The sequence below is a fragment of the Klebsiella sp. 64 genome (assembly GCF_018223915.1).
Lineage (GTDB): Bacteria > Pseudomonadota > Gammaproteobacteria > Enterobacterales > Enterobacteriaceae > Klebsiella > Klebsiella pneumoniae.
The window spans coordinates 74,422-92,857 of record NZ_JAGRQZ010000014.1 but is presented as its reverse complement, the minus strand read 5'-3'; the positions used below and the strand labels follow the sequence as shown (position 1 = coordinate 92,857).

Below are 18,436 nucleotides of genomic sequence, written 5' to 3'. Positions count from 1 at the left end.
ATTGCTGTACACCAATGACAATCTCATTGGTCACTCAATCTATCACTACCTTATTGATAGCCATGAAAATGCCACCCGTCTGAGTTATGCCGATGTCATCCATGAGAAACATCTGCCACTGGCCCAGACGATTATTTTCAATTTAATTAATAAGGATATTTCTGCCATCAGAATCGTCGATCTGCTGAATGCGCTCCGCCTTTCCCTGCTGCGCTGCCAGCAGCCGGTGCTAATGGTGAAAAGCGACATTGTCGGGCTGTGCAGAGAGTTGATAAACTTTGACAACGCTATGATTATTAGTGAGAAATCTCCGCTAACTCTTTTTTCATCTATCGTCCAGCGCGCCAAAGGCGTCAGCGAACTGCCGCCGCGAGGATTGCGCAAACAGCTTTCACCACGGGAGTGTCAGATCCTCGAACTGCTCATTGCCAACAATAATAATAAGCGTATTGCCGCCCTGCTCGGCATTGCTCATAAAACGGTTCATAGCCACCGCATCCATATCATGCAAAAACTGGGTATAGATAATTCCCGCACTATGAATCAGCGTATTGCCGCTCTCCATCAATGCTAAATGTTCTCCCGGTAAATCAGTAGCGGATAAAGCGTACTTATTCGCTGTTGATTTACATTTCCCGCCATTCCCATTAATCATCAGGTAGCCTATAATTAATGTATCCTCTGCCTATTGTCTGACTAACCTCGTGAAGAGGGATAATGAACACTAAAATATTCGAAGACAACATTTTATCTCGTAATGATATCGCTGTACGCTACGTCTTTCAGAAAATGTTTTCCCCACAAGGTACTCTGGTCGCGGTGGAATGCTTAAGCCGCTTTGATAATCTTTCTATTTCCCCCGAAGATTTTTTCCGCCATGCTACCGCCGCCGTTCGTGAACGTATTTTTCTCGAACAACTGGCACTGATTGAAAAGCATAAAGCCTGGTTTTTACGTAACCATATTTCCGCAACAATTAACGTTGATGACCATATCCTGAACCTGTTGCGCCAGAAGGATATAAAAGCCAAAGTCGCCGCCCTGACCTGCGTCCATTTCGAGGTAACCGAAAACGCCGAGAATCTGCTGCATAATTCTCTTGCCGCCTGGCAGAGCCCACAGGATACCTCACTGTGGCTCGACGACTTCGGCTCCGGCTACGCGGGAATTAACGCTATTCGCGGTTATCACTTTGACTATGTGAAAATTGATAAGGATTTTTTCTGGCACCTGATGCGCAAAGAGTCCGGCCGCCAGCTGATGGATGCGCTGGTGACCTTTTTATCGCGCAACCATCATAATGTGATTATTGAAGGTGTCGAAAGCGAAGCCCATAAAGAATGGCTGCAGGGAATGGAGTGGTTTGCTATCCAGGGACATTACTGGCGGGAAGTCAGTATTGAACAACTGGTCGCCGACGATATTGCCATGTAAACAAAGCCGGGAATTCCCGGCTTTTTAACGTCACTTAATTATAAACTAATTCCCACGTTGCCCAGCTGGTAATCGGCCCGCTGGTGGCGCTTTTCGGCGTTGGCGAAACATAACCAACGTAATAGGTGAACAGGCCGCCGCTGACCGCGCTTTCCTGCAAACGCACCTGATTTTGCTGCGGGTCCGCCGGGACAATTTTATTACTCTTATCCAGCGTATTATTATCGTTAGTCGATAGGGCCAGATAAATATTCTGCGCTCCATCCGGCAAGGTATTGGCCAGATACCCGGCGTTTTCGTTACCGACCGCCGTCAGTAAAAAACCGTCGACCCAGCGCACGCTGACCCGACGCACCTCATCCTGCGAGGCTGCTCCACCATCATGGCGCAGCTGGCAGTTTGACAGTGCCAGGGTAAACGGCTGCGGTTTCATAAACGCCCCGGCCCCGCGATCGTGGACTTCCGCCAGGCTGACCGGCGCCAGCCAGACATTACCGCTGCCGGCATGCTGGCCGCCGTTTAGCGCGACGCTACAGGAAATATCCGTCACCCGCCCGGCAAAATCGACCCGTCCGCGATCGTAATTGGTCTCAAAACCCCACGCCGAGGGGGCGGCGAGGCTGCCGCAAAATAGCAGCCACGCGATAGTGTTTTTCGGCAATCCCTTCATTCCCCCTCCCGTATTAATCGTACGTCAGGTTAAAGATCATATGCGACTCCACCTCGCCGGTGCTGGTCGTCGGGCCATACTGATAAAAACGCGCGTGCAGCGGTATGGTGATGTAGCGGGTCTCCTGATTATTCAAGCGGCCGACGGTGTATTTCTTATTAAACTGCAGCGGGGAGCCATCCTTCAGCACCTGGATGCCAATGCCTTTCGCCATCCCGCTGCCGGCTTTTTCATTCAGCAAGGCGCCCATGGTAGCGGTAGTGCTGGTGGCCAGGGTACCGGAGAACGAGGTGCTAATGTTGGCATATCCCGTTTCACTCAGGCCGCCGCTGCACTGCAGGTCGATATTAAAATCCTTCCCGCCGGCGGTGGTGCCGACCCCTTTCAGGTCGGTGCGCCGGATGGAACCCACATCGACATTCATATTTTTCCCGCTCAGCACCGAACAGGAGGGCGAGACCACGGTGATGGCGTTGGCGCTCAGATAGGTTTCGAGGATCGGGTTACCGCCGCTCTCCCAGTCGTAGGAGGTGTACTTACCCGCCGCCAGGGTGCCGCTGCCGGTGGTTGCCGCGGTTTTGATAATCTGCAGCGTAAAGCGCGACCCTTCGAGGGAATAGTTGGTGGTGTTATATACCCGGGACGAAAAGACGTCGGGATAGACGATATTTACCGTTGCGCCGCCGCGGCTGAAACGCATGCCGATTCCCGGCACGTTGCTGGAGTAGATTTTATTTCCAAGGTCCGTGGCCCCTGGCGACACGATCTTCGCCGCAAAGCGGTTGGTGCCGGAAGTACAGCGATAGCTTGCCCCGCCGGGAGCGCTCATCGTCCAGTCGCGGGTAAGGATCACCGAGCCCACCGGCAGATCCGGGGGCACCACCACCCTGCCCACCACCATGTCCAGCATCACCGTTGGCGATGAGAGACGCGTACAGGAGGCCCAGGACGAGGTGGTTCCCAGCGCCATTAAGACGATAAAAAGCGTTAGTAATTTCCTCAGCGACATACGCTATCCTTTGTTGTTTGCTGTCCCAGATCCACCGAACACTGCCCGCCGCTCCACTTCACAATCGCGCGTTTGGCGTTCGCATCGCTGATAAACATCATGCTGCCCTGGCCGACAACGCCGATCTCCTTGCCGTCGGGGGAGAAAATACTTGCCGCAAACGGCAACGGCTCGTGGTTCGCCTGGCGCGCCTGCAGGGTGAGGTTGTTCTGCACCTTAGTGCCGAACGCGACCTTAACCACGCTGCCTTCCCACGGCACAACCTGCGCCACGGTGCGATCGAAGGCCACGTCGTCATGGCTGCCTTTCGGGTCGATTTCCACGGCGTTAATCCGGTACGGGCGCAGATACGGCAGGATGGCGTAACCATTGCTGTCCACACGGGTGCCCGGCGATCCCGGAAGCATCGCCCCGGCCGCGTCTTTGGCTTCAATCAGGGCCATCGTCGAGCCGCTTTCCGGTGAGAGCACCACGCCGCCGCTGTGGGCGATCATCGTCCCGCTGGCGCCAATGCCGCTCTGACGATAGCCTTCGCCCTGGCTGTAGCTGCCGTTGAGGGTGGTCCATGGCGTACGGTAGCTGCCGTTGAGCGCCACATCATGCTGACCGCCGGTGGCAGTGGTGGTCGACACGCCGTAGTTAAGGTTGTTTTCACTGTCCAGCGAACCGTTGATACCAATCTGCGAGCTGGCAAAGCGCGAGTTATTGAACGAGGTGTTCGACGTCAGGTTGGCGGTGCGGTTATCGCCAAACCACAGCGGGTAGCTGAAGTTGAGTGAAATACGATCGTCGCGACGATGACCGGAGCTGTCTGGCGTATAGACGCGCTGCGCGCTCGCCGACCAGGAGAGACGACCAAATGAATTGTTGTAGCTGACCTGATACTGCTTCTCGGTCCCGGAGCGGTTCCAGTAATCGGAGATACGGCCGCTGAGATAAAACCCGCCCCAGCCGTCCGGCAGGTTCTGGTTCACCGTGAAGGTCATGCCGTTTTTTTGCCGCCACAGGGTGTAGTTGCTGCGACTATTTTTTTCCTGATCGACGGCGTACAGCGCGTCGTTGAGGTTGTAATAACCTTTCGTCGAGTAGCGATACGCCGCCAACACGATGCTGGTCTGGGTATCGGTAAACATGCGGTTAAAGGTCGCGCGATAGCTCTGACCCGAGTCATCATGGGCATCGCTCTTCAACCGCGAATGGGTGACGTCAAAAGAGAGCGCGCCGATGCCGGTGTTCATCCCGGTCCCCACCAGGAAGGCCTGATAGTCGTCAAAACCGGTGACCCCGGTGTAGCCGGTCAACAGGTTGTTGATCCCGTGCTGCCAGGTCGCCTGATAGAGCATCGGCTTGTTGCGCAGCGCGCTGTCGTCCACTTTACCGGCGGAGAGCGCGTAGCGGGTCATGCCCGGGCGCAGCAGCTGAGCAACGGAGGCGTAAGGCACGCTAAACACTTCTACCGAGCCATCCGCTTCTTTCACCGAGACCTCAAGATCGCTGCCATAGCCGGAAGGATAGACATCCTGCAGGGTAAACGGTCCGGGCGGAACGGTGGTCTGATAGATAATATTGCTGCCCTGGCGCACGGTGACGAGGGCGTTGCTCTGCGCCACGCCGCGAATTTCCGGAGCATACGAGCGCATGCCGTCCGGGAACATATTGTCATCGGTGGAAAGATTAACCCCGCGCAGACCGATGGTGTCGAAAAATTCACCATTGGTGAAAATCTGCCCGCCGCTGACGATGGAGTTGAGCTGTGGGATAGGGCGCTGGAGATAGGTCTGGTTGCTGTTCCAGTGCGCTTTACCCTGCTGCTGCTGCCAGTTCAGGTTGCCGATGTGCTTCAGCAGCCAGCCGTCCCACGACAGTCCGGCGTTGACGCCCAGATAGGCGCTGCTGTTATCCGACCCGCCCACCGAAGAGGTATGGCTGTTCCAGGCGTTCGCCATCCAGCCAAGATTGAGCGCGGTAATACCTTTGTCCCAGAACTCCGGGCTGACATAGTTTTTCAGGCGTTGATCTTCATAGATCTGCGGTACCGAAATGTTCAACCGCAGGGAGGACTGGACCAGGTTGTCTTTGACGTTTTCTTCGTTGCGCCAGGATTTGAGGCTACCGCAGTAGCCCTCCTGCTCGCTCAGCTGCGGATTGAGCTTTTCCGCCGCGATGCCATATTGGGCCAGCATCGCTTTGGTGTAGCAGACGCCCAGCCGACCATCTTTATCGCGCGCGATGCGTAAATCGTAGCGCCCTTTCCACTCGTCGTTGGTGTAGACGTCAAGGGAGTAAGTGCCTTCGGTAATCGCGCTGGTCGAAAAGCGCGACAGATCGACCTTTTCGCGACTGCCGACAATAAAGCCGTCGTTAAACTGATATACCGTTCCCGGGTTTTCCTGTCCGCTGGAAAATGGCGGAAAGCAGCACAGCGCGATGGCGATCGCGGTGCTTAATCTTCCCGGGCAGAATGACCTCTGCTTCATTAGCTTTTCCCTTATTTAACGGCCACTTTCACTGCGACATCGGCGCCATAGTCATTAATGTTGTTAACGGTCAGGGTTTCGCCGCGGTTGACGGCGGAGGAGAGCGCCACCGTCTGGCTGGACTGCGGCGCCAGCATCACGGTTTTGCTGTTCAGGGCTTTACCGCCGTCGCGGGAAATACGGCTGACGGTAATGTAGAACGGCGTCGGGTTGTTGATGGCGAGACTACTGCCGCTGGCGGTCAGGGTCAGCTTCTCGGCCGCCGCATCGCGGTTGCCCAGTCCGGCAGGACGATAAATAAATTTAAAGCGCGAACGGATCGCCAGCTGCAGCACGTTCTGGCCTTCATTTTTCTGATTGGCCACCACCGGCGGAATTTCCAGCAGATTCAGCCACCACAGCGTCTCTTTATCTTTCGCCAGACCGGCGCTGCTGCCGAGCTTAATACGCAGCGTCTGGCCGCTCTTGGCGTCAACGCGCGAAATCGGCGGGGTGATAATAAACGGGGTGGTAATGGTATCCGGTGTGGCATCGGCATCGCCGTTATCCAGCCAGGCCTGCGCCAGCGCCGGACGGTCGGCGTTATTTGAAAGCTGTACCGTTATTTCTTTTTCATTTCCTGGATAAATAAAGCGGGTACCGTTAACAATAATATTGTTGGCATGGGCCGCAAAACTAAAAATGAAACAGAAAAAAAGGGCAATACGCTTCATGCTGACCTCAGAATAAAAATACAAGCGGCGGACATTGCCGCTTTATTATTGTTATTAACTGCCCCATCGCGGGGCAGTTTTATTTTCTGACGGAATTACTGGTAAGTAATTTCGTAAGTCGCGTAGCTGTTAACCACACCGGTGGTTACCGTGGTCGGCGCGCTGGTGGCGTAGCCTACGTAGTAGGTGAAACGCGCGCCATCAGCTACAGCGGAAGCGTCGCCTTTCGCTTTCGGCTGAGTGCTGTCACCCGGGATGATTTTGTTGGTCAGCGCGGTAGCGTTGTCAGTAGACAGCACCAGCTGGATGTTCTGAGCACCGGAAGCTTCAGTGTTCGCCAGGTAGCCCTGTTGTTTGCTGGTTGCGCCAGCCAGCAGGTTACCGCCGGTCCAGTTCACGCCCAGTTTGCTTACGTCATCCTGTTTAGTGCCATCAGCAGCCTGGCAGTTAGAGACGTCAATGGTGAAAGATTTCGGTTTCAGGTAAGTATCCGCTGCTGCCGCTTTAACTTCAGTCAGGGTTACCGGAGACAGGTAAACGTTCGCATCGCTGCCCTGGCCGTTAACGGAAACAGTACAGGATACATCGGTAACTTTACCGAAGAAATTAACCTGGCCGCCGCCAACATTGGTATCAGCTGCATGGGCAGCAGTCATGCCAAAAAACGCGGTTGCCATTGCTGCAGAGAGAAGAACCTTTTTCATTGCCATTTCCTTGTCAGAGTGAATTACGAATCAATGAGCACACTGTGAATTCGCATAGAACCAGAAACATCAGGCGATGCTGATTTATGCCACTGCTAATAGAATCTTCGACTGACCGGGAGCCGCAATATTTAAGGCGTCAGGTAACGAACCTAAAAATATAAGTTCGCTGGTGCTATCGGCGTCAAAGAATGCTATTTATTCGCCGACAAATATACATTTGTTCACGTTTCATTAAGTTATATAACAGATAACCATCGACTATTAATAAACAGTCATTGATAGATGAAAACGCGAGGGTGGTTGTTTACAGCGCAGCAAGCCTAACGCCAGAGCGAGAGAAAGTGACCGCAACAGCATGCAGAAAAAGCCCTCGGAAGGCCATCGCGATAAGTCTGAATCTGCCTTTGCGGTGGTGAAAACAGCACCAAATCATTCACACAACGAATGATGAAAGCATGAATGAGGCGCATTCCTCTCCCTGAACAAGGGCAGCCCATGTGATATCCCCTTCCAGAAATAAATCATTAATTCATTGTTTTTAAATTAAAAAATAGATAAACGATCATGTTTTCGCCATCAAACCGCCATAAAAATGTGATCTAAATCGCACTTTTTGCCACTCGCGTTATAGTTAGCAGACTTATTATAAGTCCATCGAAAGCAAACATGCTTTCCACCATAAAAGTTAAAAGGACAAACACCATGAAAAACGTAAAATTACTCGCCGCTGCCGGTATGCTCTCCCTGGTCTCTTTCGCTAGCTTCGCTCATCCGGTGAGCGTGACAGCAGACACCCTGGACAGCGCAGAAGCGAAAATCGCAACCATTGCGAAAGAACAAGGCGCTTCCTATCACATTACCGAAGCGTACACCGGCAACCAGGTCCATATGACCGCCGAGCTGTCTAAATAAGCGAATGGTTGCAGAGGGAGCTGCCGGACAGGCCGCCTGCGGGTGGCTGGTCTGGCTCCCGCCGCCCACCCCGCACGCAGCAATGTCGAGCCCCGTTACGGGGCTTTTTTCGTTTTTGCTCCCGCCGCCTGACGCGCCAGCGCGCGCTGGATAGACAGCACGCTCGCCAGCACCACGATCAATCCCATCAGCGCCATCCCCTGGATCTTTTGTCCGAGGAATATCCATCCCAGTACCACGGCGGTCACCGGGCTCAGCAGACTCATCGCCGACACGGCCACCGGTGAGAGGCGGCCAATCCCCCGAAACCACAGGCCATAGGCCAGCATGGCGCCCGCCAGGCACAGCCACAGATAGCCGGCCGCCTGCAGCACTGTTACCTGATGCAAAGGAGGGTCAACGATCAGCGCCACCGGGGCCAGCACCACCCCACCGATCGTCAGCTGCCAGCCGGTCAGCGCGACGATCGGCAGGGAGAGCGCCCAGCGCCGGGAGAGCCAGGTGCCCAGCGCCATACTGATCGCCCCGAGAAACGCCGCGCCGATGCCCAGCGGGTCGAGGACGGTGTGCGGCGACAGCAGCAGCATGGCCATACCGAGTATGCCGGCGATGGCGGATAACACGGCCAGCCAGGGCGAGCGCTGCCGGTCGACGCACCAGGCGAGGAGCATCACCAGCAGCGGCTGGATCGCGCCGATCACCGCCGCCAGCCCGCCGGGTAAGCGATAGGCGGCGATAAACAACAGCGCCTGAAACGCGCCGATATTTAAGATGCCGGTAACGATCAGCTTTGCCCATTCGCCGCGCTGCGGAAAACGACGGCTCCAGATCAGCAGGGCGATACCTGCCGGCAGCACCCTCAGCAGCGCAGCAATAAATGGGCGGTCAGGGGGCAGAAACTGGGAGGTGACAATGTAGGTCGTCCCCCAGATAGCGGGCGCCAGCGCGGTGAGCAGCAGGTCGAGAATCAGATTACGTGAGAGAAAAGCCATGATTTTATCTTCACTTCAAGGTAAATTAGTGAGTGAAGTATGTACCGCCAAGTATCTTGATATCAAGACAAGTGAGCACTAATGGACAAATCACCGCCGATCGACGCCGTGGATCGCATCCTCGCCCAGTGGCAGCGGGAACGGCCAGACCTCGACTGCAGCCCCATGGGGCCGATAGGTCGCCTGAAACGATGCGCTATGCTGCTGGAGCCGCAGGTGGAAGTGGCCTTTACGCGCCACGATCTGGTGCGCTGGGAGTTTGACATGCTGGCGACGCTGCGGCGCGCCGGGGCGCCTTTCGTACTTTCGCCCACCCAGCTCTTCTCCACGCTGATGATTACCTCCGGCACCATGACCCATCGTCTGAAGGCGCTGGAGAAACGCGGGTTTATTACCCGCCTGCCCAATCCGGAGGATGCCCGCAGTATGCTGGTCGCCCTGACTTCCGCCGGACGCGAACGGATCGATGCCGCAGTGGAAACCCACGTCGACAACGAACGGCAACTGCTGGCAGGACTCAGTGACGGTGAACGCCAGCAGTTGGATCAGGCGCTGCGGGTGTTGATGCGACTGCTGGAAACGGGCTAACAGCCAGCGGCGATAAAGTCGCCGTTGGCGCTGATCGGCACCACGCTGAAAAACAATCCCACGGCAAAGAGGATCAGCGCCAGACCGCCGAGGATCTTCACCAACGGTACCAGCCAGGGCCGCGGGCGGTGTTTCGTGACCAATCGTTTGACCGTCCGATGGCGCGCATAGTGAACCAGCAGCGACAGACCGAGGATCGAGAGCGCGGTGCCCAGCGCCATGCTCATCACCGCGGCGATGCCCCAGCTAACAATCCCCAACGCATTGGCGAATAATAAAATCATGATCGCCCCGCTACAGGGCCGAACGCCGATAGCCAACACCACGCCAAGGCGCGTCTTCCAGTCAGCGCCCTGCAGATCCTGCCCCACGCCGTGATGGCCGCAGCCGCACGAGGCGTCATGCTGATGCGCTGGCGTCAGACGGCGAATCACCTGTTTTGTCGGCCACAGGCTTTGCAGAGCGCGAAAGATAACATAAGCCCCAAAGACGCCGATGGTCAGGGCGCTGATCTTCTCGACGTACCAGCGGCTGGCGCTAAGATCGCCGGCGGCCAGATTCAGCCCCACCGCAAGAATAAAGACGAAGAGTATCGCAGTGACGCCCTGCAACAGGCTGCCGAGAAAGGGCACCACCCGCGCCGCCGTCAGGCTCTCCTGATTGGTGCTCAGGTAGGTCGTCACGATAAATTTACCGTGTCCCGGTCCGACGGCGTGCAGCACGCCATAGAGAAAGGCCCCCACCAGCAGCCAGATACCGCCGCTGTACTGATGGTTATTCAGCAACAGAAGGTACATCACCAGATAGCGATGCAGGGTAATTTGGGTGGCGAGACACCACTGGAGAAAGTCACCCCAGTGGCTGTGCAAGGTGATAGCGGCGGCCAGCAGTAGAAGGCCGCCGCACCCGGCCGCCAGCAGGCGCCAGTCGCGGAGCGCAATCGGAGTCGTCATCGTTATACCATTGTAGTAAACGTAAACCGCCTGACAGCAACTTTACGACAGGCGAGCGAAGGTGTCAGCGCTGAAGGGTGAGGAATTTGTCGAAGCTGTTCACGGGATTGTACGTAGTCACCAGGCTCCGCATTATCTACCGATCGCTATCTTCCCGACACCGTATTAGCGCAGAATGCCTCAATATCTTGAGCATACCACAGCTATATCTTTTTATGCGTTATTGGTTACCAATACCTTTTAACAGGAATAATTACTCAAAAAATCACAGATAAAAATAAATAAGTTATTTCTTGGCGAGCATTTTTTGTCAGTTATTATGCTGCGCTTCCGGCAGGAATATTCTTTAACTGCTATTTATTGTACTCTTCAGCAGGATCACTTCCATGAAAAGAGGCTTACTTACCCTGGTTACTGCTGCCATCGCTTTCCGTACAGGCCACCTGGCGCAGCGACAAGCGCCAGGAGGCACGTGACGAAAAGTGGTGAACCGGCAGGCTTCGGCGTATCCTGGATGTGAGTCCTTCCCGCGCCGAAGCGAGCATTCCAACCCGCCGCCAGACCGTGTCGCAATACTTACCTGTCCTCTATACCTCCCATTGATATCTTCCTGTATACGTTGACCGTGACGAGTTTTCATCTCATTCAACCGCATGTACCAGATTAAGCTTACCCGTTGAAATACGGCGTAATGTGCTCTATTACAGACAATGCTATTATCACCAGGCTTTTTGCAGTATGGTTTAATCACTGTTGTAGTTTTGCAGTGAATGCTATCCAGACGACTTAAGGTTGTATTTTGTCTGAGAAATTTCTCATGCCATTCCCGAAGGTTGTCGGCGAGGGAGGCTGGTTTACTGGGGTGACATTGCCCAGTAAACAGGCAATCAATCATGACGGCATTGATAGCCGCCTTGCCGTGGCCGGAAGCCCAAGCCTTCATCATCATGCGGGTATCATCAAGAGGATCAGGGATGTACAGGACGTGGAAACCCCCAGGAAAGATTCATCAGTTCAGCCAGCTCACCCTTTCTTTACCCTTCAGATCGCGGCCTCTTATCGTTAGCAATGGAGCTAGCCCATGATACCGCTCGCGCTCGTAGCAAATTAAAACGTTATCACCACGCTGTTTCAAAATAAAAAGGCAGTCAAATTTAACAATGACCTGACGCAGGCTCGGAAAACCAAAAATATGCCTGCAATAAAAGGGAAAACCATGACGAATAACGCCGACATAAAAAAAAGGAACTTCCTGACTCAGAATGAAATTGAGTCTTTACTTAAAGCGGCCGATACCGGTCCTTATGCTGCACGTAATTATTGCCTGACGTTACTGTGCTTCATCCATGGTCTGCGCGCCAGCGAGATCTGTCGTCTACGAATATCGGATATCGACCTTGCTGCCCGATGTGTTTACATCCATCGGCTTAAAAAAGGGTTTTCGACTACCCACCCGTTGCTGGATAAAGAGATCTACGCCCTAAAGCGCTGGCTGGCCATTCGCAGCAGCTGGCCGCAGGCCGCCAGCGAATGGCTGTTTCTCTCCCGCAAAGGTAATCCCCTTTCCCGCCAACAGTTTTATCAGATTATCGCGTCCTCAGGGGGACTGGCGGGGCTGCCACTGGAGATCCACCCGCACATGCTGCGGCACTCCTGTGGCTTTGCGTTGGCGAATATGGGGATCGATACCCGCTTGATTCAGGATTATCTCGGGCATCGCAATATCCGCCACACCGTCTGGTATACCGCCAGCAATGCGGGACGCTTCTATGGCATCTGGGACAATCCCCGTGACAAACAGCGATCGTCGCTGATCCAATAGCCTTGACGCCATGGATGGCGTTGTATCGCGAGCGGTCGACAAATTAAAATATTCATGATTATTAACCCTGCGTTAATTAGGATTACTGTTCCCACAAGTTCTTATTTAATCCTTATGACTGAGAGTTAATATAACCCTGCGTTTACTCAGGAATAAGACTGGGTATTTATTGGTGGGAAAAAATTTCCGCGGCTGTGTTTTTAATAACGGCTGGTAGTGAAAAATATCCTTTCATTTTATATACCTGGCGGCAACCCGCACAGATACTATTGAGCCGATGATTAAAATCTTTAAAATTAAGAATTATCACCCGACGATATTTTTAGTGTCTGGCAATGTAATATGTTATCAATTCATGATTAATCATCTTCACCCTGTACCGTTTTAGCATTACAGAACCTATTTCGTCATGGCGTATGGTTTCGCTGTGACGGTCATTCATACCTATTTTCAGGAGCAACTATTGTGAACCGACGTCGTTTTCTAACCGCCAAAGAAGTTCAGGCCATGATGCAGGCTGCTCGTCAGGGCCCTACCGGCGAACGGGACTACTGCCTCATTCTGCTGGCCTTTCGCCATGGCATGCGCATTAGCGAACTGCTGGATCTGCATTATCACGATCTGGATCTCCATGAAGGGCGGGTTAATGTGCGGCGATTAAAGAATGGTTTTTCGACGATTCATCCACTGCGTTTTGATGAGCGCGAGGCGATTGAGCGCTGGAGCCTGGTCCGTGCCGGCTGGAAAGCGGCGGACAAAACGGACGCACTGTTTATCTCCCGCCGCGGCACCGCGCTCTCCCGCCAGCAGGCGTATCGTATTATTCGCTCCGCCGGGGAAAATGCGGGTACCGTCACGCACACTCACCCCCATATGCTGCGTCACGCCTGCGGCTATGAACTGGCGGAAAGAGGGACAGATACGCGTTTGATACAGGATTATCTAGGACATCGCAATATTCGTCATACAGTACGTTACACCGCCAGTAATGCGGCACGTTTCGCTGGCATCTGGGAAAGAAATAATCTTTTAGAGGAAAAAGACCAGAAGACGAAAAATGAAATAACTGATTGATTTTAAATAATTAAAAAAATAACGAACAGGTCAATTGGGGCCAAACTGTTTATATCATAAAAATGTTTTGACATATTTTGCAACTCACTGCGCCATATTTCCGCAAAAAAAATCATATCTAATTGATTATTATCTATTTTTAAACCTGCAATTACTCAATTTTCTCTAACCATATCTCTGCTGCACCGGCGATCCGTCGCCAACGCCATCGCTTTTCCTTTCGCACCCCCTCCCACCACACCAGATTATATTACCATAAAAACCAAATTTGGCAGAATTTAAAACCACAGAATACCCAATTGACACAAAATACAGATCATTTATCCCAACGAGTCAAAATGGCCCCAATTGTCTCATCGGTTGGGCGAAAACTGTGCAGAGCCGGCAGCCGGACCACTCGGCTGAAATCTGAAATGCCTGGAAGGCACAACGGCTGCCAATCCGGTTCGTTATTTCGACATCGTTCAAAGGAAAACAGTATGAAAATCAAAACACTGGCAATGATTGTTGTGTCAGCCCTGTCACTGAGCTCCACGGCAGCTCTGGCCGATACCACCACGGTCAACGGCGGGACCGTGCATTTTAAAGGAGAAGTCGTTAATGCGGCCTGTGCGGTGGATGCCGGCTCTATCGATCAAACCGTTCAGTTAGGCCAGGTGCGTTCCGCGAAACTGGCCACGGCGGGGAGCACCAGTTCGGCCGTCGGTTTCAACATCCAGCTGGATGATTGCGACACTACGGTAGCCACCAAAGCGTCCGTCGCCTTCGCCGGTACGGCCATCGACAGCAGCAATACCACCGTTCTGGCCCTGCAAAACTCTGCCGCTGGCAGCGCAACCAACGTCGGCGTGCAGATCCTCGACAATACCGGTACGCCACTGGCACTGGACGGCGCCACCTTCAGTGCTGCGACCACGCTGAATGACGGCCCCAACATCATCCCGTTCCAGGCACGTTACTACGCGACCGGCGCAGCGACGGCTGGTATAGCGAACGCGGATGCCACGTTCAAAGTGCAGTACGAGTAAGACCCGAGTCAGGCAGGGAAGCTATTCGGGCCAGGAGGGCCCGCTCTCTATTTTCAACCGGAGTGAAACGATGCAGGGAATGAAATCTGGTCTGCTGCTGCTACTGCCTCCGCTGGCGCTGGCCGGTAATCATTGGAACGTCACGCTGCCGGGGGGCAGCATGCGTTTTCAGGGCCTGATAATGGCGAGCTCCTGCCGCGTCGAAGCCGGCGATCGGCAGATGACGGTCAATCTGGGGCAGATCAGCAGTAATCGATTTCATGCTGTCGGCGAAGACAGCAACCCAATCCCTTTCGCGATTCATTTACAGGATTGCAGTACGGCGGTCAGCCAGCATGTGGGTGTGACCTTTCACGGCGTGGCTGATGGAAAAAACCCCGACGTGCTGTCGGTGGGTGAAGGTCCGGGGATCGCCAGTGGGATCGGTATTGCGCTATTCGACAGCCAGGGCCAGCAGCTCCCGCTCAATCGTCCAGCGGATCGCTGGATATCACTCTACCGCGGACCGACGACGCTAAATTTCGTCGCCAAATATCGGGCGACCGGACGCCAGGTCACCGGCGGTGCAGCCAATGCCCAGGCCTGGTTCTCATTGACCTATCAGTAATTAATCCGCAGACAAACAGGACAACACGGTGAGCAGACAAGGAGATAATGTGAGAAAAACGGCAACGATGGCGCATGGCTTACTGGCAGGATGTGTGCTTTTCGCCGCCAGTATCTTTAGCGCCAGCGCGCAGGCGGGCGTTGCGCTTGGCGCGACCCGGGTTATCTACCCGGCGGGACAGAAGCAGGTCCAGCTCGCGGTGACCAATAATGATGACAACAGTACCTGGCTTATTCAGTCATGGGTGGAAAATGCCGATGGTCAGCGAGACGGCCGGTTTGTCATCACTCCTCCGTTGTTTGCCATGCAGGGTAAAAAAGAGAACACCCTGCGCATTATCGACGCCACCAATAACCAGCTGCCGCAGGATCGGGAAAGTCTGTTCTGGATGAACGTGAAGGCGATCCCTTCGATGGATAAATCAAAGCTCAGCGACAATACCCTGCAGCTGGCGATTATCAGCCGCATCAAGCTCTACTACCGTCCGGGAAAACTGGCCCTGCCTCCGGATCAAGCGGCGGAAAAGCTGACCTTTAGCCGTAGCGGATCGTCGCTGACGCTGACGAACCCCACCCCCTATTACCTGACGGTGACCGAACTGAACGCCGGGACACGCATTCTGGAGAACGCCCTCGTACCGCCGATGGGCAAAACCAGCGTCAAGCTACCCGCGGATGCCGGGAACACCATCACCTATCGCACGATTAATGATTACGGCGCGCTGACGCCGAAAATGAATGGCGTGCTGCGCTAACCCAGAAGCGCCCCGCCGCGCGGGACACGCTGCGCATGACCAGAAGCAATGACAGCCGGGCAACGTCGGACCGGAGGGATAATGTCACATCGGAAATATGGACTGGATCATTTAGGTTGCCGAACTGCCCGGCGCCTGGTATCTCCGGCGCTGGCGCTGTGGCTCTGCTCACAGCCGTTTGCCGCGCGGGCGGACCTCTATTTTAACCCCCGCTTTTTAGCTGACGATCCGGCGGCGGTGGCTGACCTGTCGGGATTTGAAAAAGGCCAGGAGGTTCCGCCAGGCACCTATCGCGTCGATATTTATCTCAACAATGGTTTTATGACCACCCGGGACGTCACTTTCCAGGCCGATGCCCAGGGTCACGGTCTGTCACCCTGCCTGACGCGCGGCCAGCTGGCGAGCATGGGTGTGGATACTGGTCGGGTGCCGGGCATGGCGACGCTGGACAGCACGGCCTGCGTGCCGCTGACCACGCTTATCAGCGAAGCTACCACACGCTTCGACGTCGGACAGCAGCGCCTGTACCTCACCGTCCCCCAGGCATTTATGGGTAACCATGCGCGCGGCTATATTCCGCCGGAGCTGTGGGATAACGGTATCACCGCCGGGCTGATAAACTATAACTTCACGGGCAATAACGCCCATAACACCACAGGTGGCAGCAGCCGTTACGCCTATCTGAATCTACAGAGCGGCCTGAACATTGGCGCCTGGCGTCTGCGCGATAACAGCACCTGGAGCTACAGCAGCGGCGGTAGCACCTCATCCAACGAGAATCGCTGGCAGCACGTTAACAGCTGGCTTGAGCGGGACATCACGCCTCTGCGTTCGCGACTCACCCTAGGGGACAGCTACACCAACGGCGATGTCTTCGACGGGATCAACTTCCGCGGCGCCCAGCTGGCCTCCGACGACAATATGCTACCGGACAGCCAGAAAGGCTTTGCGCCGGTGATCCACGGGATCGCCCGCGGCACGGCGCAGGTGTCAATCAGGCAAAACGGCTACGAAATCTACCAGAGCACAGTGCCGCCGGGACCATTTACCATCGACGATCTCTACGCCGCGGGCAATGGCGGCGATCTGCAGGTCACGATCAAAGAAGCGGATGGCTCCCGCCAGGTCTTCAGCGTGCCCTGGTCAACGGTGCCGGTTCTCCAGCGTGAAGGCCATACCCGCTTCGCCCTCACCGCCGGGGAGTACCGCAGCGGCAACAGTCAGCAGGAAACGCCCGATTTTTTCCAGGGCACGGCCATGCATGGCCTGCCGGCAGGCTGGACGCTCTACGGCGGCACCCAGCTGGCAGACCGCTATCGCGCCTTTAACCTTGGGGTGGGGAAAAACATGGGCTATTTCGGCGCCCTGTCGCTGGATATCACTCAGGCCAACGCCACCCTGGCTGACGACAGCGAACATCAGGGGCAGTCGGTGCGTTTTCTCTATAACAAATCCCTGGATGAGACCGGCACCAACCTGCAGCTGGTGGGCTACCGCTACTCTACCCGCGGCTATTATAACTTTGCCGATACCACTTACCGCCGGATGAGCGGCTACAGTGTGGAAACCCAGGACGGCGTTATCCAGGTAAAACCGAAATTTACCGACTACTACAATCTGGCTTACAGCAAGCGCGGCAAGGTGCAGCTGAGCGTGACTCAGCAGTTGGGGCGCACCGCCACCCTCTATCTCAGCGGTAGCCACCAGACCTACTGGGGCACCGACGATGCCGATGAGCAGCTGCAGGCCGGCCTCAACGCCGCCGTGGACGATATCAACTGGTCGCTAAGCTACAGCCTGACAAAAAACGCCTGGCAGCAGGGGCGCGATCAAATGCTGGCGATCAATATCAATATCCCCTTCAGCCACTGGCTGCGTTCCGACAGCCGCTCGGTCTGGCGGCACGCCAGCGCCAGCTACAGCCTGTCGCACGATCTCAATGGCCGCATGACCAATCTGGCGGGCCTGTACGGCACCCTGCTGGAAGACAACAACCTCAGCTATAGCGTGCAGACCGGCTATGCCGGCGGCGGCAACGGCGACAACGGGAGCACAGGCTACACCGCCCTCAACTACCGCGGCGGCTACGGCAACGCCAACGTCGGCTACAGCCGCAGCGATGGCTTTAAACAGCTCTACTACGGGGTCAGCGGCGGCGTGCTGGCGCACGCCAACGGCATCACCCTGAGCCAACCGTTAAACGATACCGTGGTGCTGGTGAAAGCCCCCGGCGCCGGCGGCGTGAAAGTGGAAAACCAGACCGGGGTACGCACCGACTGGCGCGGGTATGCCGTCCTGCCTTATGCCACTGAGTATCGCGAAAACCGGATCGCGCTGGATACCAACACCCTGGCGGACAATGTCGACCTTGACGATGCGGTGGTCAGCGTGGTGCCCACCCATGGGGCGATTGTCCGCGCCAACTTTAACGCCCAGGTAGGGATGAAGATCCTGATGACGCTGACCCATCGCGGCAAACCGGTGCCGTTTGGCGCCCTCGCCACCGGCGACAGCAACCAGAGCGGCAGCATCGTCGCGGACAACGGCCAGGTCTACCTGAGCGGGATGCCGCTGGCGGGCAAAGTGCGGGTGAAATGGGGCGATGGCCCGGACGCTCAGTGCGTGGCCGATTACCGTCTGCCGCCGGAGAGCCAGCAGCAGGCGCTCAGTCAGCTTTCGGTCGCGTGCCGCTAAGG

General features: G+C 55.3%; 18 protein-coding genes. 11 read left to right on the top strand and 7 right to left on the bottom strand.

Features of this window, described 5'->3' with window-relative positions; all coding sequences use genetic code 11:
- The first annotated feature begins 1 nt into the window (after nt 1).
- Entirely contained in the window at nt 2-574 is a 573-nt protein-coding gene (gene mrkI, locus KHQ23_RS11655; RefSeq protein WP_002916079.1) for a transcriptional regulator MrkI, read from the top strand.
- 143 nt (nt 575-717) lie between these two features.
- Nucleotides 718-1,434, top strand: coding sequence for a phosphodiesterase MrkJ (gene mkrJ / locus KHQ23_RS11650; protein WP_004144002.1), 717 nt, complete (start codon nt 718-720; stop codon nt 1,432-1,434).
- Between the two features lie 34 nt (nt 1,435-1,468).
- Here the strand turns inward: mkrJ and mrkF are convergent, their stop codons facing one another.
- The 5 genes from mrkF to mrkA all read right to left on the bottom strand — a co-directional run bounded on the left by mrkF (nt 1,469) and on the right by mrkA (nt 7,007).
- On the bottom strand, nt 1,469-2,104 hold the full coding sequence (gene mrkF, locus KHQ23_RS11645; RefSeq protein ID WP_002916122.1) for a type 3 fimbria minor subunit MrkF: 636 nt from the start codon (nt 2,102-2,104) through the stop codon (nt 1,469-1,471).
- Between the two features lie 13 nt (nt 2,105-2,117).
- Entirely contained in the window at nt 2,118-3,113 is a 996-nt protein-coding gene (gene mrkD / locus KHQ23_RS11640) for a type 3 fimbria adhesin subunit MrkD (protein ID WP_032435028.1), read from the bottom strand.
- On the bottom strand, nt 3,104-5,590 hold the full coding sequence (gene mrkC, locus KHQ23_RS11635) for a type 3 fimbria usher protein MrkC (protein ID WP_000813718.1): 2,487 nt from the start codon (nt 5,588-5,590) through the stop codon (nt 3,104-3,106). The genes mrkD and mrkC overlap by 10 nt, the downstream gene beginning before the upstream one ends.
- 11 nt (nt 5,591-5,601) lie before the next feature.
- Nucleotides 5,602-6,303, bottom strand: a complete 702-nt coding sequence (gene mrkB / locus KHQ23_RS11630; protein WP_000820818.1) for a type 3 fimbria chaperone MrkB — start codon at nt 6,301-6,303, stop codon at nt 5,602-5,604.
- A 95-nt stretch (nt 6,304-6,398) separates the two neighbouring features.
- Nucleotides 6,399-7,007, bottom strand: coding sequence for a type 3 fimbria major subunit MrkA (gene mrkA, locus KHQ23_RS11625; RefSeq protein WP_000756959.1), 609 nt, complete (start codon nt 7,005-7,007; stop codon nt 6,399-6,401).
- 705 nt (nt 7,008-7,712) lie between these two features.
- On the opposite strand from mrkA, the gene KHQ23_RS11620 reads away from it, so the two are divergent.
- Nucleotides 7,713-7,922: a DUF1471 domain-containing protein gene (locus KHQ23_RS11620; protein WP_002916131.1), complete on the top strand. Its 210-nt coding sequence runs from the start codon at nt 7,713-7,715 to the stop codon at nt 7,920-7,922.
- Nucleotides 7,923-8,017: 95 nt separating this feature from the next.
- On the opposite strand, the gene KHQ23_RS11615 is transcribed toward KHQ23_RS11620, so the two are convergent.
- Nucleotides 8,018-8,914 (bottom strand): EamA family transporter, encoded by an 897-nt coding sequence (locus KHQ23_RS11615; protein WP_004181213.1) that lies wholly within the window; start codon nt 8,912-8,914, stop codon nt 8,018-8,020.
- Nucleotides 8,915-8,995: 81 nt separating this feature from the next.
- On the opposite strand from KHQ23_RS11615, the gene KHQ23_RS11610 reads away from it, so the two are divergent.
- The gene (locus KHQ23_RS11610) at nt 8,996-9,502 is read left to right on the top strand and encodes a MarR family winged helix-turn-helix transcriptional regulator (protein ID WP_002916184.1); all 507 of its coding nucleotides are present in this window, start codon (nt 8,996-8,998) and stop codon (nt 9,500-9,502) included.
- Here KHQ23_RS11610 and KHQ23_RS11605 read toward each other — a convergent pair.
- On the bottom strand, nt 9,499-10,455 hold the full coding sequence (locus KHQ23_RS11605) for a nickel/cobalt transporter (protein WP_032435030.1): 957 nt from the start codon (nt 10,453-10,455) through the stop codon (nt 9,499-9,501). The genes KHQ23_RS11610 and KHQ23_RS11605 overlap by 4 nt on opposite strands.
- Before the next feature lie 817 nt (nt 10,456-11,272).
- Here KHQ23_RS11605 and KHQ23_RS26535 point away from each other — a divergent pair.
- From KHQ23_RS26535 to KHQ23_RS11575, 7 genes are all read left to right on the top strand, one after another.
- The gene (locus KHQ23_RS26535) at nt 11,273-11,521 is read left to right on the top strand and encodes a hypothetical protein (protein WP_002916186.1); all 249 of its coding nucleotides are present in this window, start codon (nt 11,273-11,275) and stop codon (nt 11,519-11,521) included.
- Nucleotides 11,522-11,671: 150 nt separating this feature from the next.
- Nucleotides 11,672-12,277 (top strand): type 1 fimbria switch DNA invertase FimB, encoded by a 606-nt coding sequence (gene fimB, locus KHQ23_RS11600; protein ID WP_004151951.1) that lies wholly within the window; start codon nt 11,672-11,674, stop codon nt 12,275-12,277.
- Nucleotides 12,278-12,742: 465 nt separating this feature from the next.
- Nucleotides 12,743-13,351: a type 1 fimbria switch DNA invertase FimE gene (gene fimE, locus KHQ23_RS11595; RefSeq protein WP_002916189.1), complete on the top strand. Its 609-nt coding sequence runs from the start codon at nt 12,743-12,745 to the stop codon at nt 13,349-13,351.
- A gap of 479 nt (nt 13,352-13,830) precedes the next feature.
- Complete coding sequence (gene fimA, locus KHQ23_RS11590) at nt 13,831-14,379, top strand: type 1 fimbrial major subunit FimA (protein WP_002916190.1); 549 nt, start codon at nt 13,831-13,833, stop codon at nt 14,377-14,379.
- 70 nt (nt 14,380-14,449) lie between these two features.
- Nucleotides 14,450-14,986, top strand: coding sequence for a fimbrial protein (locus tag KHQ23_RS11585; RefSeq protein ID WP_004174507.1), 537 nt, complete (start codon nt 14,450-14,452; stop codon nt 14,984-14,986).
- A 67-nt stretch (nt 14,987-15,053) separates the two neighbouring features.
- The gene (locus KHQ23_RS11580; protein ID WP_004144024.1) at nt 15,054-15,740 is read left to right on the top strand and encodes a fimbria/pilus periplasmic chaperone; all 687 of its coding nucleotides are present in this window, start codon (nt 15,054-15,056) and stop codon (nt 15,738-15,740) included.
- An 81-nt stretch (nt 15,741-15,821) separates the two neighbouring features.
- The gene (locus tag KHQ23_RS11575) at nt 15,822-18,434 is read left to right on the top strand and encodes a fimbrial biogenesis usher protein (protein ID WP_009308599.1); all 2,613 of its coding nucleotides are present in this window, start codon (nt 15,822-15,824) and stop codon (nt 18,432-18,434) included.
- The last annotated feature ends 2 nt before the right edge of the window (nt 18,435-18,436 follow it).